The 15,996-nt window shown below is 65.1% G+C and carries 14 protein-coding genes; 9 read left to right on the forward strand and 5 right to left on the reverse strand.

Features of this window, described 5'->3' with window-relative positions:
- Positions 1-233: 233 nt before the first annotated feature.
- Together tesB and ACDH77_RS05970 are read right to left on the reverse strand one after the other, a co-directional pair.
- Positions 234-1,139, reverse strand: coding sequence for an acyl-CoA thioesterase II (gene tesB, locus ACDH77_RS05965; protein ID WP_029818913.1), 906 nt, complete (start codon positions 1,137-1,139; stop codon positions 234-236).
- A 69-nt stretch (positions 1,140-1,208) separates the two neighbouring features.
- Positions 1,209-1,979 carry an enoyl-CoA hydratase/isomerase family protein gene (locus tag ACDH77_RS05970; RefSeq protein ID WP_008574729.1) on the reverse strand — a complete coding sequence of 257 codons (771 nt, stop codon included), beginning with the start codon at positions 1,977-1,979 and terminating at the stop codon, positions 1,209-1,211.
- Between the two features lie 65 nt (positions 1,980-2,044).
- Between ACDH77_RS05970 and ACDH77_RS05975 the strand changes: the two genes are divergently transcribed.
- On the forward strand, positions 2,045-2,473 hold the full coding sequence (locus ACDH77_RS05975; RefSeq protein ID WP_014089634.1) for a copper chaperone PCu(A)C: 429 nt from the start codon (positions 2,045-2,047) through the stop codon (positions 2,471-2,473).
- 113 nt (positions 2,474-2,586) lie between these two features.
- On the opposite strand, the gene ACDH77_RS05980 is transcribed toward ACDH77_RS05975, so the two are convergent.
- Positions 2,587-2,991 carry an acyl-CoA thioesterase gene (locus ACDH77_RS05980; protein WP_007967522.1) on the reverse strand — a complete coding sequence of 135 codons (405 nt, stop codon included), beginning with the start codon at positions 2,989-2,991 and terminating at the stop codon, positions 2,587-2,589.
- Positions 2,991-5,954: an excinuclease ABC subunit UvrA gene (gene uvrA, locus ACDH77_RS05985; protein ID WP_011346749.1), complete on the reverse strand. Its 2,964-nt coding sequence runs from the start codon at positions 5,952-5,954 to the stop codon at positions 2,991-2,993. The genes ACDH77_RS05980 and uvrA overlap by 1 nt, the downstream gene beginning before the upstream one ends.
- Positions 5,955-6,246: 292 nt before the next feature.
- Between uvrA and rplU the strand changes: the two genes are divergently transcribed.
- The 3 genes from rplU (at position 6,247) to obgE (ending at position 8,155) form a co-directional block, all read left to right on the forward strand.
- Complete coding sequence (gene rplU / locus ACDH77_RS05990; protein WP_003484328.1) at positions 6,247-6,567, forward strand: 50S ribosomal protein L21; 321 nt, start codon at positions 6,247-6,249, stop codon at positions 6,565-6,567.
- A 12-nt stretch (positions 6,568-6,579) separates the two neighbouring features.
- Complete coding sequence (rpmA, locus tag ACDH77_RS05995) at positions 6,580-6,840, forward strand: 50S ribosomal protein L27 (protein ID WP_003484326.1); 261 nt, start codon at positions 6,580-6,582, stop codon at positions 6,838-6,840.
- A gap of 247 nt (positions 6,841-7,087) precedes the next feature.
- Positions 7,088-8,155, forward strand: a complete 1,068-nt coding sequence (obgE, locus tag ACDH77_RS06000) for a GTPase ObgE (protein WP_011346750.1) — start codon at positions 7,088-7,090, stop codon at positions 8,153-8,155.
- A 91-nt stretch (positions 8,156-8,246) separates the two neighbouring features.
- Here obgE and rpsT read toward each other — a convergent pair whose 3' ends face one another.
- Positions 8,247-8,516: a 30S ribosomal protein S20 gene (gene rpsT, locus ACDH77_RS06005; protein WP_003484323.1), complete on the reverse strand. Its 270-nt coding sequence runs from the start codon at positions 8,514-8,516 to the stop codon at positions 8,247-8,249.
- Positions 8,517-8,632: 116 nt separating this feature from the next.
- Here rpsT and murJ point away from each other — a divergent pair, with 116 nt between their 5' ends.
- The 5 genes from murJ to ispH all read left to right on the forward strand — a co-directional run bounded on the left by murJ (position 8,633) and on the right by ispH (position 15,915).
- On the forward strand, positions 8,633-10,225 hold the full coding sequence (gene murJ / locus ACDH77_RS06010) for a murein biosynthesis integral membrane protein MurJ (protein ID WP_372353890.1): 1,593 nt from the start codon (positions 8,633-8,635) through the stop codon (positions 10,223-10,225).
- 186 nt (positions 10,226-10,411) lie between these two features.
- A complete protein-coding gene (locus tag ACDH77_RS06015) occupies positions 10,412-11,464 on the forward strand; it encodes a bifunctional riboflavin kinase/FAD synthetase (RefSeq protein ID WP_218488355.1) in 1,053 nt (350 codons plus the stop codon).
- A gap of 6 nt (positions 11,465-11,470) precedes the next feature.
- Positions 11,471-14,302 (forward strand): isoleucine--tRNA ligase, encoded by a 2,832-nt coding sequence (gene ileS, locus ACDH77_RS06020; protein WP_218488356.1) that lies wholly within the window; start codon positions 11,471-11,473, stop codon positions 14,300-14,302.
- 77 nt (positions 14,303-14,379) lie between these two features.
- Positions 14,380-14,898, forward strand: a complete 519-nt coding sequence (gene lspA / locus ACDH77_RS06025) for a signal peptidase II (RefSeq protein ID WP_057680962.1) — start codon at positions 14,380-14,382, stop codon at positions 14,896-14,898.
- A 66-nt stretch (positions 14,899-14,964) separates the two neighbouring features.
- A complete protein-coding gene (gene ispH, locus ACDH77_RS06030) occupies positions 14,965-15,915 on the forward strand; it encodes a 4-hydroxy-3-methylbut-2-enyl diphosphate reductase (protein ID WP_011346754.1) in 951 nt (316 codons plus the stop codon).
- The last annotated feature ends 81 nt before the right edge of the window (positions 15,916-15,996 follow it).

A 15,996-nucleotide genomic window follows, 5' to 3' on the forward strand; every position in this document is an offset into this window, starting at 1 on the left:
GGTGGAAAACGCCGTTGGGTCCGGAACAGATGGCACCGTTGAGGCGCCAGTTCAAGATGAAACATCAAGGTGCGGGTGGTGTGGTCAGGTGATCGCATGCGCATGCCCATGGCAGGCAAGCATGCCAGCTTGCGGCGTCTGCAGTGCGCGGGGCGCGTTGCTCGGCTGCCTTCGACCCGGCCAAGGGTGCGTGCTGGCATCAAGCAGCGTGCCTTACCGTCGCGGCGTGAGGTCTACTCCTTGGCCGGCACGGCAATCGCGCTGCCGTCAGGCACCACCCGGATCAGGCCTTCCTGCGTGGTGCTTGCCACCAGCACGCCGTCGCGGGTGAAAAACTGCCCGCGGGCCAGGCCGCGTGACCCTTGCGCGGTGGGGCTGTCGAGCGAGTACAGCAGCCAGTCGTCGGTACGGAATGGGCGATGGAACCACAGGGCATGATCGAGCGAGGCCATCTGCACGTTCGGCGTGTAATAGCTGATGCCGTGCGGAAATGTCGAGGTACCGAGCAACTGAAAATCCGACGCGTACGCAAGCAGCGCTTGATGCAGGCCCACATCGTCGCCGATGGGATCGTTCAGGCGCAGCCACATCTGCTGGAACGGCGGACGCTTGGGCGGCTTGAGTTCGTCGCGCGGAAAGACATGGCGAAATTCGAACGGGCCGCCGCGCGACAGCCAACGCTGCACCTTGGCCGGTAGCTTGGCCAACACTTCCGGTGCCAGCGGTGCGGCCGGTTCGATGTCTTCCGGTGGCGGCACCACCGGCATCGCCGACTGATGCTCGGCGCCATCTTCGCGCTCCTGAAACGAAGCTGCGCAGAAAAAGATCACCTTGCCATGCTGGATCGCGGTAACCCGGCGCACCGAGAAACTGCCGCCATCGCGGGTGCGGTCGACGTCGTAGACGATGGGGTGGTCGATATTGCCGGCACGCAGGAAATACGCATGCAGCGAATGCGCCTGGCGGCCGTTTTCGACCGTGGCCTGCGCTGCCGATAACGCCTGGCCCAGCACCTGCCCGCCGAACACGTATTTGGTGCCGATGTCGCGGCTCTGGCCACGGAACAGGTTGTCTTCCAGACGCTCCAGCGACAGCAGGCTGATCAGTTCGGAGACGACGGGTTCGGCGGTGGCGGACAAGGGGCTGGCCTGGACATGCGACGGAACGCGAGTATACCGGCCCGCCCAATGGGCGCCGCGAGGCAGGGCTCAGGCCTTTTGCAGGCGCGCCACCAGGCCATGCAGCGCGGCCTGCGCATCCGGCGCGTACCAGCCATCGATGAAACGCTCCAGCTGGATCAACTCCGGCGCCAATGCCGCGCGCAGGTCGGCACGCGCAATCGCGCGCGTGGTCAACATCGGTTGGCGGGGGAGCTGCTGCAGCTCCTGGAGCCACGCCACCGCACGCGCGGTGACCAGCTCGCCATCGACCAGTTCGTCCACCAGCCCGATCGCCACCGCCTGTTCGGCCGGCAGCAGTTGCCCGGAGATCAGCAGGCGTTCGGCGCGGTGCGCGCCCACCACGCGGCGCAACAGGCGTTGGATCCCCTCTGGCGCAGCAAGGCCAACCTGCACCTCGTTGAGGCCGATCGTATAGGGTCTTGCGGTATCGGCACTGCGTGCCATCACCCGGTAGTCGCAGCACAGCGCCAGCACGCAGCCGCCGGCCGGCGCATGCCCGCCGATGGCCGCCACCACCGGCACGCGGCTGTTGGCCAGCGCCTGCGCCGCATCGAAGAACGCGGTCCAACTGGCCAGTAGCGCGGCGCGGTCGGTACCGTGCGCCAGCAGATGCGGCACATCCATGCCGCCGGAAAAAATCCGCTCGCTGCCCGACAGCACGATGCCATCGACTTCCTCGCCCGCCTGCTGGACCGCGACGCTCAACGCCTGGCACAACGCGCTGTCCAGCGCATTGACCGGCGGACGCGCCAGACGGATTTCGCGAAGACGGCCATGGTCTAAGATCTGGATGCTCATTCGGGGCTCCTGGAGGTCAGGTCATGATAGACGGCAGTCGAAGCAGGCGGGTTAGGTGTGCCGGCGTGGTGCTCGCGGCGTTGGCGCTGGTGGCAAGTGCGGGCGTGTCGGCGCAATGCCTGCCCGAATTCAAGAATGGCTGGATCCGCATCCCGCCGCCCGGTGGCATGGGCATGGCGGCCGGGTTCGGGCAATTTCATAACGGCTGTGCGCAGCCGCTGAAGATCACCGCTGCCAACAGCAGCGTGTTTGCCGATGTCTCCTTGCACGAAACCACCCAGGTCAATGGCGTCAGCCGCATGCGCGCGGTGCCCGAACTGGCATTGCCGGCCGGCAAATCGGTGCCGTTGGCGCCGGGCGGCCTGCACCTGATGTTGATGGACGCCACTGCGCCGCTGCAGGAGGGCGCGCAGGTGCCGGTGAGCTTCACCCTGCAGGACGGCCGCCAAATCAAGGCCACCTTGGAAGCACGCAAGCGCGCGCCCGGGTCTTGAGTGTTTGATGGCTGTTGCGCGCCTGCGCCGGCATTGAAATGAAAGCGGCGGTTCCACACGGAGCCGCCGCCGATCTTTCGCGCTGCAGCCTCAGCGAATGAGGCGGTGGGAATTCAGCTGCTGGCCGCGCGCACCGCATCCGGCAGCGCGGCGCTCTTGCCGGTCTGCGTATCGATCCACACCACCACCACGTTGCCATCTGAGTACAGCTTGCTGTCGTCCTTCTGGTCGAAGATGCGGTGGCCGATGGTCACGCTGCTGGTGCCCAGGCGTTCGACGAACAACTCGACGGTGATGTCGTTGGGCCAGATCAACGGCTGCTTGTAGTTGACATTGGTGGCGGCCACCACCGGCGCGATGCGGTCGGTCATCGCCACGCCTTGCACGCCCAGCATCCAGCGCACCCGCGCTTCTTCCAGATAGGAAATGTACTTGGCGTTGTTGACATGGCCCATGCTGTCCATGTCGCGCCAGCGCACGCTGATCGGAATGCGTGCCAGTACCTTGTGTTCGCTCATCAGCTTGCCTTCTTCGCAGTCTTCTTGGTGGCGGATTTGGCGGCCTTGGCCACCTTCTCCGGTTTGACCTTGCGCGGCGGGCGCGCATCGGGCTTGTTGGCCATCGCCGCCGGACGCGTCTCGCGCGCCTTCACCGATGGCAGCATCTTGGCCAGGAACTGCCCGGTATAGGACGGCTTATGCGCGGCCACGTCTTCCGGCGTACCGGAAATCAGGATGGTGCCGCCGCGATGTCCGCCTTCCGGGCCCAGGTCCACGATCCAGTCGGCGGTCTTGATCACGTCCAGATTGTGTTCGATCACCACCACCGTGTTGCCTTCGTCGCGCAGCTTGTGCAGCACGCCGAGCAACGCTTCGATATCGTGGAAGTGCAGGCCGGTGGTCGGCTCGTCCAGGATGTACAAGGTGCGCCCGGTATCGCGACGCGACAGTTCCTTGGATAGCTTGACGCGCTGCGCTTCACCGCCGGAGAGCGTGGTCGCGCTCTGGCCCAGCTTGATGTAGCTCAATCCCACATCGACCAGCGTTTCCAGCTTGCGCGCGATCGACGGCACCGGTTCGAACAGGCGCAGCGCATCTTCCACGGTCATCTGCAACACGTCGCTGATGTTGAAACCCTTGTAGCGGATCTCCAACGTTTCGCGGTTGTAGCGCTTGCCGTGGCAGACATCGCAGGGCACGTAGACATCGGGTAGGAAGTGCATTTCCACCTTGATCATGCCGTCGCCCTGGCAGGCCTCGCAGCGTCCGCCACGCACATTGAAACTGAAACGCCCCGGCGAATAACCGCGTGCACGCGCCTCCGGTACCTGCGCGAACAGCTCGCGCAACGGCGTGAACATGCCGGTATAGGTCGCCGGATTGGAACGCGGCGTGCGCCCGATCGGCGACTGGTCGATATCCACCACCTTGTCGAACAGGTCCAGGTTTTCGACTTCGCGATGCGGCGCCACGGTGTGCGAGGCGCCATTGATCTCGTTGGCCGCCAGGGTGAACAAGGTATCGTTGATCAGCGTCGACTTGCCCGAGCCGGACACGCCGGTGATGCAGGTCAGCAGGCCGGCGGGAATGTCCAGGTCGACATTCTTCAGGTTGTTCCCGGTGGCCCCGCGCAGATGCAGCATCATCTTCGGGTTGGGCTTGTGGCGCTGCTTGGGAATCTCGATGCGGCGCTTGCCCGACAGGTATTGGCCGGTCAACGAGCGTGGCGATTTCAGGATGTCGTCCAGCGTGCCTTGCGCGCAGATCTCGCCGCCATGCACGCCGGCGCCGGGGCCGATGTCCAGCACGTGGTCGGCCAGGCGGATCGCATCTTCGTCATGCTCGACCACGATCACCGTGTTACCCAGGTCGCGCAGCCGCGTCAGCGTGCCGAGCAGGCGCTCGTTGTCGCGCTGGTGCAGGCCGATCGAGGGCTCGTCCAGCACGTACATCACCCCGACCAGGCCGGCACCGATCTGGCTGGCCAGGCGGATGCGCTGCGCCTCGCCACCGGACAAGGTGTCGGCCTTGCGCTCCAGGGTGAGGTAATCCAGGCCCACGTCGACCAGGAAGCCCAGCCGCTCGGCAATCTCCTTGACGATCTTGGCCGCGATCTCGCCACGCCAGCCCGGCAACGACAGGCCGCGGAAGAAATTCAACGCCTCATTGACCGGCAGCACCACCAGCTCGGGCAGCGGGCGATCGGCCACGAACACGTTGCGCGCAGCGCGATTCAAGCGCGTGCCGTTGCAGGCGGGGCAGGGCTGCTGGCTGACGTACTTGGTCAGTTCTTCGCGCACCGCTGGCGATTCGGTTTCGCGGTAACGGCGCTCCAGGTTCGGCAGGATGCCCTCGAAGCGGTGCTTGCGCGTGGTGCGCCCGCCCGCATCGGTGAAGTAGGTGAAGCTGATCACCTCATCGCCGCTGCCGAACAGCACCGCCTGGCGCACCTTGGCCGGCAGCGTATTCCACACCGCATCCACGTCGAACTTGTAGTGCTTGGCCAGCGAGGCAATCAGCTGGAAATAATAGGCATTGCGCCGGTCCCAGCCGCGCACCGCGCCGGCCGACAGCGATAGCTCCGGATGCACCACCACACGATCGGGGTCGAAGAATTCGGCCACGCCCAAGCCATCGCAGCTGGGGCAGGCGCCCACCGGTGCGTTGAACGAAAACAGACGCGGTTCCAGCTCCGGCAGCGAGTAGTCGCACACCGGGCAGCTGTACTTGGACGAGAACAGGTGCGGCGCGGCCGCCGGGTCGTCCAGCGACTGCACCGCCACCATGCCTTCGCCGAGCTTGAGCGCGGTCTCGAAACTTTCCGCAAGACGCTGCTTGATGTCCTCGCGCGGACGGAAGCGGTCGATCACTGCCTCGATGGTGTGCTTCTGGCGCAACGCCAACGGCGGCACCGCATCGATTTCATAGAGCTCGCCGTCCACGCGCACGCGCACGAAGCCCTGCGCACGCAGTTGCTCGAACACCTGCGCATGCTCGCCCTTGCGGTCGCGGATCACCGGGGCCAGCAACATGTAGCGCTGCTCCTGATCCTGGGTGAGCATGTGGTCGACCATCTGGCTGACGGTCTGCGCTTCCAGCGGGAAGCCGTGGTCCGGGCAACGCGGCTGGCCCACGCGCGCGTACAGCAGGCGCAGGTAGTCGTAGATCTCGGTGATCGTGCCGACGGTGGAGCGCGGGTTGTGCGAGGTGGATTTCTGTTCGATCGAAATCGCCGGCGACAAGCCTTCGATGTGGTCCAGGTCCGGCTTTTCCATCACGCTGAGGAACTGGCGCGCATACGCCGACAGCGACTCGACGTAGCGGCGCTGGCCTTCTGCGTAAATGGTGTCGAACGCCAGCGACGACTTGCCCGAGCCGGACAGGCCGGTAATCACGATCAACTTGTCGCGGGGCAGGTCGAGGTCGATGTTCTTGAGGTTGTGCGTCCGCGCGCCGCGGATGCGGATGAAATCCATCGCCATGGGGGATCCGATGTCGGGCCGGCGAACCGGCAGTGGTGCGAGCGTGCTCAGCAGGAATGAGTGGCAGTCGATCAGCCTACCCGCCGACCTAGGTGAGGGCAATTGCCCCAAATGCCAGTCTGCCGGGGCCGTTGTGGCGGCCGGATGATGCGTTCTACCAGCCCAGTGCGGGCCAGTCGCGGCCAGGCCGCTTGCGACTTGACCCGAAACCGGCTAGGCCAGTACAATTCCGCTCCTGTCTGCCCCATGGGTAAGTCAGGCGACCATAATAACTACAGAGGAACACCTGGTCATGTACGCAGTTCTGGTAACCGGCGGTAAGCAATACCGCGTCGCGCAGGGCGAAACGCTCCGCGTGGAAAAGCTCGAAGTCGAAGCTGGCAACGAGATCAAGTTCGACACCATCCTGATGCTGGGCGATAGCGATGGCATCAAGCTGGGCGATGCGCTGAAGGGCGCCTCGGTCACCGCCAAGGTCGTGGCCCACGGCCGCGCCGACAAGGTGCGCATCATCAAGTTCCGCCGCCGCAAGCACCACATGAAGCGTCAGGGACACCGTCAGCACTACACCGAAATCGAGATCACCGGCATTGCCGGTGGCGACAAGAAGTAAGGAGAACCAGTCATGGCACATAAAAAGGGCGTAGGTTCCTCGCGCAACGGTCGCGATTCGAATCCGAAGTACCTGGGCGTGAAGATCTTCGGTGGCCAGGCCATCGACGCCGGCAACATCATCGTGCGTCAGCGCGGCACCCAGTTCCATCCGGGCGCCGGCGTCGGCCTGGGTCGTGACCACACGCTGTTTGCGCTGGTCGACGGCAAGGTGGAGTTTTCCACCAAAGGTCCGAAGAAGCGTCGTACCGTCAGCGTGGTTGCCGAGGCGTAATCGCCCGCTCCATGCAGGCCAGTCCATGAGGCGGTAATGCCTTACGGGCAAGACGGAAAGCCCCGCTTTTGCGGGGTTTTTCGTTTGACGGCCGGGAATTGGGAATGGGGAGTAGGAAATCGGAAAAGCGATTCTGCCCCCCCGACCGGATTCCACGGCTGTGCTGGCAAGCATTCTTGCTGGCAGGAGGCGGCCACTCGCTGTGCCAATTCCCGATTCCCCATTCTCCATTCCCGGTTGTCATCCCATGAAGTTAGTCGACGAAGCAGAAATCCTGGTCACCGCCGGTAATGGCGGCAACGGCTGTGTCGGCTTTCGCCGCGAGAAGTTCATTCCGCTGGGTGGGCCCGATGGCGGCGATGGCGGTGCGGGCGGTAGCGTCTGGATCGTGGCCGACGAGAACGTCAACACGCTGGTCGATTTCCGCCATGAGCGCACCTTCAAGGCGCAGCGCGGCGAGAACGGCATGGGCCGTCAGGCCTACGGCAAGGGCGGCGAAGACCGCATCATCGTGGTGCCGGTCGGTACCGTGGTGATCAATGTGCAGACCGACGAAGTGATCGGCGACCTGACCCGGCACGGCGACCGCTTGCTGGTCGCCAAGGGCGGCAAGGGCGGCCTGGGCAACATGCATTTCAAGAGTTCGGTCAACCGTGCGCCACGCCAGGCCACCACCGGTGAGGAGGGCGAGGAGCGTTTGCTCAAGCTGGAACTGAAGCTGCTGGCCGACGTTGGCCTGCTGGGTTTCCCCAATGCCGGCAAGAGCACCCTGATCCGCGCAGTGTCCTCGGCCACACCGAAGGTGGCCGACTACCCGTTCACGACCCTGTACCCGAATCTGGGCGTGGTCAGTGTCGAGGCGTACCGCAGTTTCGTCATTGCCGACGTTCCGGGCCTGATCGAAGGTGCTGCCGACGGTGCCGGTCTGGGCACGCAGTTCCTGCGCCATCTGCAGCGCACCCGCCTGCTGCTGCATCTGGTGGATATTTCGCCTGCGCTGGGCGTGTATGGCGAGGGTGGTGTGGACGGCGTATCGCCGGCCGATCAGGTGCGCACCATCGAACGCGAACTGGAACGGCACGATCCCGAGTTGCTCAAGAAGCCACGCTGGCTGGTGCTCAACAAGGCCGACCTGATGTTCGAAGACGAGGCGCGTGCCGCCGCAGAGAGCATCGTGGCCGAGTTGGGCTGGACGGCGCCGTGGTACCTGGTGTCCGCTCTCGGGCGTGACGGCACGTTCCCGATCATGAAGGACGTGATGGCGTTCTTCGACCGCCAGCGCGAAGACGAGCTCGATGCACGCAATGCAGGCTGAGTGCAGGCGCAGGCACACAAAAAACCCGGCCAAGGCCGGGTTTTTCTGTATTGCCGGAAGCCAGGCTCCCGGCAATGCGCAAACCGATCGCTTACGCGGCCTTGATGGCCTTGATGCGCGCGGTCAGGCGGCTCTTGTGGCGTGCAGCCTTGTTCTTGTGGATCAGGCCACGGGCGCTGAAACGGTCGAGGATGGGCTGGGCAACGGCGAAAGCAGCTTCGGCGCCTGCAGCATCGTTGGCGTCAAGGGCCTTGATCACCTTCTTGACGGCGGTGCGCAGCATCGAGCGCTGACCGGTGTTGCGCTCATTGCGCACAATGGTCTGCTTGGCGCGCTTCTTGGCGGACTTGATATTGGCCACGGTGGTGGGTTCCTGAAAAATCGGTATGGTGGAAAAAGCAAGCGCGAAAGTATGATGGACCCGGATATGTACGTCAAGTCAGTTGTCAAGAGGGATGCAGAGTGAGCAAGCCCGGCATGTTGAGAGGCCTGCTCTCATTCAGCAGTATGACCATGATCTCGCGGGTGCTGGGCCTGATCCGCGACCAGGCGATTTCCACCACCTTCGGCGCCAATGCGGTGACCGACGCGTTCTGGGTGGCCTTCCGCATTCCCAATTTCCTGCGCCGGCTGTTCGCCGAAGGCTCGTTCGCCACTGCGTTCGTGCCGGTGTTCACCGAGGTCAAGGAGACCCGCCCGCATGCCGACCTGCGCGAGCTGATGGCGCGCGTGTCCGGCACCTTGGGCGGGATGTTGCTGCTGATCACCGCGCTGGGGCTGATCTTCACCCCGCAACTGGCCGCGGTGTTTTCCGATGGTGCGGCCACCAATCCTGAAAAATACGGTTTGTTGGTCGATCTGTTGCGCCTGACCTTTCCGTTCCTGCTGTTCGTCTCGTTGACGGCGCTGGCCGGCGGCGCGCTCAACAGCTTCCAGCGCTTTGCCATTCCGGCGCTGACGCCGATCATCCTCAATCTGTGCATGATTGCCGGCGCGCTGTGGTTGGCGCCGCGGTTGGAGGTCCCGATCCTGGCGCTGGGCTGGGCGGTCCTGGTGGCCGGTGCGTTGCAGTTGCTGTTCCAGTTGCCGGCGCTGAAGGGTATCGACCTGCTGACGCTGCCGCGCTGGGGCTGGAATCACCCGGATGTGCGCAAGGTGCTGACCTTGATGATCCCGACCTTGTTCGGCTCGTCGATTGCGCAGATCAACCTGATGTTGGATACGGTGATCGCCGCGCGCCTGGCCGATGGGTCGCAGTCGTGGTTGTCGCTGGCTGACCGGTTCCTGGAACTGCCGCTGGGTGTGTTCGGCGTGGCGCTGGGCACGGTGATCCTGCCGGCGCTGGCGCGCCATCACGTCAAGACCGATCGCAGCGCGTTCTCCGGCGCGCTGGACTGGGGCTTCCGCACCACCTTGCTGATCGCGATGCCGGCCATGCTCGGCCTGCTGCTGCTGGCCGAACCGTTGGTGGCGACGTTGTTCCAGTACCGCCAGTTCACCGCGTTCGACACCCGCATGACGGCGATGTCGGTCTACGGTCTGAGCTTCGGTTTGCCGGCCTACGCCATGCTGAAGGTGCTGCTGCCGGCCTTCTACGCGCGCCAGGACACCCGCACCCCGGTGCGTGCGGGCGTGGCGGCGCTGATCGCCAACATGGTGTTCAACTTCGCATTGCTGGCGGTGGTGTACCAGATCATGGTGCCGCCCGAACTCAAGGCCCAGGGTGTGATGCAGGCGCTGGGCAAGCAGCCGGGCCTGCATCTGGCGTTGGGTATCGCCAGTGCATTGTCGAGTTATCTCAATCTGGGATTGCTGTGGTATTGGCTGGGCAAGTCCGGCGTGTACCAGCGCCGCCCGGGCTGGGGGGGCTATACGCTGCGTCTGCTGTTGGCGTGCGCGGCGATGGCGGCAGTGCTGTTGAGCCTGCTGTGGTGGCTGCCGTCGTTTACGCAGATGGACAAATGGAGCCGCATCGGCTGGCTGGCGGTGCTGGTGGGCAGTGGCGGGGCGACGTATCTGGTCGCGCAGCTGGCGCTGGGGCTGCGGCCGCGGCATCTGCGCGAAGGCTGAGGCGACAGCCGAACGCGTGCGCTGCCGGCCGCCCGCACTGTCCAGAGATCGCGCATCCCCGCGCACCGCAAGCGGTGAAGCGCTGGCACGCCAAGGTGCCCATACGGCTTGACAGGCACGGCTATACTTGCAGGTTATGTATCAACGAGGGTCGGCCGGCGGGCCGGCATCTGTTTGGATCGAGGAATGAGCAGGCTGTTTAGAGACGTCGAAGGCGGGACGCTGTTCCCGCGCGGAAGCGTGGTCTGCATCGGTGCCTTCGATGGCCTGCATCTGGGGCATCGGACGCTGGTGCAACACGCCGTGGCGCGTGCCCGCGCACTCGGTGTGCCGGCAGTGGCGGTGAGCTTTGAGCCGCTACCGCGTGAATTCTTCGCACCCGCCGCGCCGCCGCCGCGTCTGACCCTGGCGCGCGCCAAGATCGAAGGCTTGTACGGGTTCGGCGCCGACAGCGTGGGCATGATCCGTTTCGACGGTCGCCTGTCCAAGATGCGTGCGGAAGATTTTGTGCGGCTGGCGCTGGTTGGCCGGCTGCACGCGCGCGAAGTCTGGATTGGCCCGGAATTCCGTTTCGGCCATCGACGCAGCGGCGACATCGGCCTGTTGCGTACGCTTGGCGAGCAGCATGGGTTTGTGGCGGGTGAGATTGCGCCGGTGCATCTGCATGGGGAGCGGATTTCGGCGACGCGGATTCGCGAACTGCTCGGCGCCGGCGAATTTGCCCACGCTGGCGACTTGCTCGGTCGCCCGTACGCCATCGGTGGCCGGGTCGTGCGCGGCAAGCAGCTTGGCCGGACCTTGGGCTATCCCACCGCCAACCTGCGCTTTCCGCGCACGCCGGCGTTGTCGGGGATCTATGCGACCTGGGTGCACGGCGTGGCCGAACGGCCGTGGCCGTCGGTGTCGAGCTTCGGCACGCGCCCCACGGTAGCGGGCGTGGAGCCGCTGCTGGAAGCGCACTTGTTCGATTTCCAATGCGATCTGTATGGCCGGCACATTGCCGTGGAATTCGTCGCCAAGCTGCGCGACGAAGAAAAATTCGATGGCCTGGAGGCGCTGACCGTGCAGATGCACCGCGATGCCGAGCAGGCACGTGAGGTGCTGGCGGCGCATATGCATGCTGAGCAACAACCCTCGAGTACGGCCAGTCCCTCGCAAGAGCCCGAAGATAATGCGAGTCCCTCGCAAGAGCCCGCACATCCATATGCGGACTTCTCAAGCAATCCAGCGCAACGGTAGATTCCTGTGACCCAAGACTACAAAGCCACTCTTCATCTGCCTGCGACGGAATTTCCGATGCGCGGCGACCTGCCCAAGCGCGAGCCGGCGATGCTGGAGCGCTGGGAGCGCGAGGGCTTCTACGCGCAGCTGCGTGCCAATGCCGCCGGCCGCCCGTTGTTCGTGCTGCACGACGGCCCGCCGTATGCCAATGGCCAGATCCATCTGGGCCATGCGGTCAACAAGATCCTCAAGGACATCATCGTCAAGTCGAAGTATCTGGCCGGCTTCGACGCGCCGTACATCCCGGGCTGGGATTGCCACGGCCTGCCGATCGAGATCGCGATCGAAAAGAAATACGGCAAGGTCGGCGTCAAGCTCGACGCGGCCCAATTCCGGCAGAAATGCCGCGAGTACGCCACCGAGCAGATCGATCTGCAGCGGCGCGATTTCAAGCGCCTGGGCGTGATCGGCGATTGGGACAACCCGTACAAGACGCTGGATTTCCGCTTCGAAGCCAACGAAATTCGCGCGCTGGCCAAGGTGGTCGACAACGGCCATCTCACCCGCGGCGTCAAGCCGGTGCACTGGTGCTTCGATTGCGGATCGGCGCTGGCCGAGGCCGAGATCGAATACGCCGACAAGGTGTCGCCGACGGTGGATATCGCCTATCCGGCGCGCGATCCAGGTGCAGTTGCTGCCGCATTCGGCGCGACGCTACCGAGTGGCGTGGGTGTGGCGGTGCCGATCTGGACCACCACGCCGTGGACGCTACCGGCGTCGCTGGCGGTGAGCCTGGGCGCGGAGCTGGACTATGTGCTGGTGGAAGGCCCGGCCGATCGCGGCCAGCCGCGCTGGCTGGTGATCGCCGAAGCGTTGGCTGCCAAGGCGCTGGCGCGCTACGGCGTGGATGCTGTCGTGGTGCACGGCCATGCCAAGGGCGCCGCGCTGGAGCAGATGCTGCTGAACCACCCGTTCTATGCCGAACGCGAGATCCCGCTGCTGCTGGGCGATCACGTGTCGGCCGAGGACGGTACCGGCGCCGTGCATACCGCACCGGGTCACGGCCAGGAGGACTATCAGGTCTCCAGGCACTACGGTCTGCTGGAGCGCTATGGCGCCGCGCAGATCAATCCGGTGGACGGGCGCGGTGTGTATCTGCCGTCGACGCCGCCGCTGGGCGATACCGCGCTGGCCGGCCTGCATATCTGGAAGGCCAACGACGTCATCATCGACGCACTGCGCGGCACCGGCGTGCTGCTGGCGGCCAGCAAGATGGAGCACAGCTATCCGCATTGCTGGCGGCACAAGACGCCGATCGCGTTTCGCGCCACGCCGCAGTGGTTCATCTCGATGGAGCAGGCCAACCTGCGTGCCGATGCGCTGAAAGCCATCGAAAACGTGCACTGGTATCCGTCCTGGGGCCAGGCGCGCATCGCCGGCATGGTCGACGGGCGCCCGGACTGGACCATTTCGCGGCAGCGCACCTGGGGCGTGCCGATCGCCTTGTTCGTGCATCGCGAAACCGGCGAACCGCATCCGCGCAGCACCGAGTTGCTGCGCCAGGTCGCCGACCGCGTGGAGCAGGGCGGTGTGGATGTCTGGTACACGCTGGACGCGTCCGAGCTGCTGGGTAGCGAGGCGGCCGACTACGAGAAGATCACCGACATCCTGGATGTGTGGTTCGACTCCGGCGTGACGCACGAAGCGGTGCTTCCGGATCGTGGCCTGCCCAAGCCGGCCGACCTGTACCTGGAGGGCTCCGACCAGCACCGCGGTTGGTTCCAGTCCTCGCTGCTGAGCGGCGTGGCGATGGACAAGGCCGCGCCGTACAAACAGTGCCTCACCCACGGCTTCACCGTGGACGAGCACGGCCGCAAGATGTCCAAGTCGCTGGGCAACGGCATCGAACCGCAGGACATCATGAAGACGCTGGGCGCGGACATCCTGCGCCTGTGGATCGCTTCTGCCGACTACAGCAACGAAATGTCGCTGTCGCAGGAGATCCTCAAGCGCAACGCCGATGCCTACCGCCGGCTGCGCAACACCGCGCGCTTCCTGCTCGGCAACCTGCATGGTTTCGATCCGCTGCGGCACCTGGTGGCGCTGGACCAGATGGTGCTGCTGGACCGCTGGATCGTGCATCGTGCCCACGCGCTGCAGGAAAAGATCGTGGCCGCCTACGCGCGCTACGACTTCGCCGAGATCGTGCAGGCGCTGCTGAATTTCTGCAGCGTGGACCTGGGCTCGCTGTACCTGGACGTCACCAAGGACCGCCTGTACACGATGGCCGAAGACGCACGCGGCCGCCGTTCGGCGCAGAGCGCGATGTACCACGTGGCCGAGGCGTTCGTGCGCTGGATCGCGCCGGTGTTGAGCTTCACCGCCGAGGAACTGTGGGGCTACCTGCCGGGCCAGCATGTCGACAACGTGCTGTTCGCCACCTGGTACGACGGCCTTGCGCCGTTGCCGGCCGATGCTGCATTGACCGGTGCGGATTTCGACAAGTTGCTGGTCCTGCGCGAGCAGGTGGCCAAGGTGCTGGAGCCGATGCGTGCCAATGGCGCGATCGGTGCGGCGCTGGAAGCGGAGATCACCGTGGCCGCCGATGCGCAGACCGCTGCGCGCTGGCAGCCGCTGGCCGAGGAACTGCGCTTTTTGTTCATCAGTGGCGATGTCACCGTGACCGCAGCCAGCACCGACGACATCTTCGTCAGTGCGCAGCCCACCACCAAGGCCAAGTGCGTGCGCTGCTGGCACCACCAGGCCAGCGTGGGCAGCGACCCGCGTCACCCGGAACTGTGCAGCCGTTGCGTCAGCAATATCGAAGGTCCGGGCGAGCAGCGGCGCTGGTTCTGACGCCGCTGCCGTCACTGTCTCCCACCCAGGCGTCTTCTCCGGCATCGGAGCAGCGCCACCAACTGCGATCTTTCGACATGAGTCAACGCCCCAACCCGTCGGCCCTGATCTGGCTGCTGCTCTCTGTGCTGGTGGTCGGCCTGGACCAGTGGAGCAAGGCCTGGGTGCTGTCCAGCCTGCCCGAGTACACCCCGGTGCCGGTGATCGACGGCTTCTGGAACTGGTACCGCACCTACAACACCGGCGCGGCCTTCAGCTTTCTGAGCGATGCCGGCGGCTGGCAGCTATGGTTCTTCACTGCATTGGCGGTGGGCATCAGCGGCCTGCTGGCGTTCTGGCTCTCGCGCACCGCGCGCGGGCAGTGGCGCAGCGCGCTGCCGTATGCGCTGGTGATCGGCGGGGCGATCGGCAATGTGATCGACCGGCTGATGCACGGCCACGTGGTGGATTTCATCCAGTGGTACATCGGCAGCCATACCTGGCCGTCGTTCAATATCGCCGACTCGGCGATCGTGGGCGGCGCGATCGGAATTGCCGTGTTCGGCTTGTTCGACAAACCCGGCAAACAGGAGCCGGGAACCGGGAATCTGCGCTGAAGCCTGCCTGCAGGCGCATGCCGCCCGGTCCGACCCCGCATCCCTCATTCCCGTAGAATGCCCGCCATGGATGTCCTGCTCGCCAATCCCCGTGGTTTTTGTGCCGGTGTCGACCGTGCAATCGAGATCGTCAAGCGTGCGATCGAGACGCTGGGCGCGCCGATCTATGTGCGGCACGAGGTCGTGCACAACCGCTTCGTGGTCGACGACCTCAAGCAGCGTGGCGCGATCTTCGTCGAAGAACTCGACGAGGTGCCCGACGATGCCACCGTGATCTTCAGCGCGCACGGCGTCTCGCAGGCGGTGCGTCAGGAGGCCGAGCGGCGTGGACTGAGGGTGTTCGACGCCACCTGCCCGCTGGTGACCAAGGTGCATTTCGAGGTGGCGCGGCACTGCCGGGCCGGCCGCGACGTGGTGCTGATCGGCCACGCCGGGCACCCGGAAGTGGAAGGCACGATGGGGCAGTGGAGCCGCGAGCGCGGAGCGGGCACGATCTACCTGGTGGAAGACATCGAACAGGTCGCCACGCTCGATGTCCGCCAACCCGATAACCTTGCCTACACCACCCAGACCACGCTGTCGGTGGACGACACCATGGGCATCATCGAAGCCCTGCGGGCCCGGTATCCGGCCATGCAGGGGCCGCGCCACGACGACATCTGCTACGCCACCCAGAACCGCCAGGACGCAGTTCGCGATCTGGCGCGCCAGTGTGATCTGGTGCTGGTGGTCGGTTCGCCCAACAGCTCCAATTCCAACCGGCTGAGCGAACTGGCCCGGCGCGACGGGGTGGAGTCCTACCTGATCGACAACGCCAGCGAGATCGACCCGGCCTGGATCGTTGGCAAGCAGCATATCGGCCTGACCGCCGGCGCCTCTGCGCCGCAGGTGCTGGTCGATGGCGTGCTGGCGCGCTTGCGCGAACTGGGTGCGGCCGGCGTCTCCGAACTGGAAGGCGAGCCGGAATCGATGGTCTTCGCGCTTCCCAAGGAGCTGCGCTTGCGTCTGGTCAGCTGACGCGATTGCTTGCTGCATGACGGTGCAGGCGCGACGCGGTGCCTGCAGCGATTGACCCGGGGGCGGCTGCGCTCCTACAAT

The sequence above is a fragment of the Xanthomonas axonopodis pv. maculifoliigardeniae genome, from assembly GCF_041519315.1.
GTDB classification, from domain to species: domain Bacteria; phylum Pseudomonadota; class Gammaproteobacteria; order Xanthomonadales; family Xanthomonadaceae; genus Xanthomonas; species Xanthomonas euvesicatoria.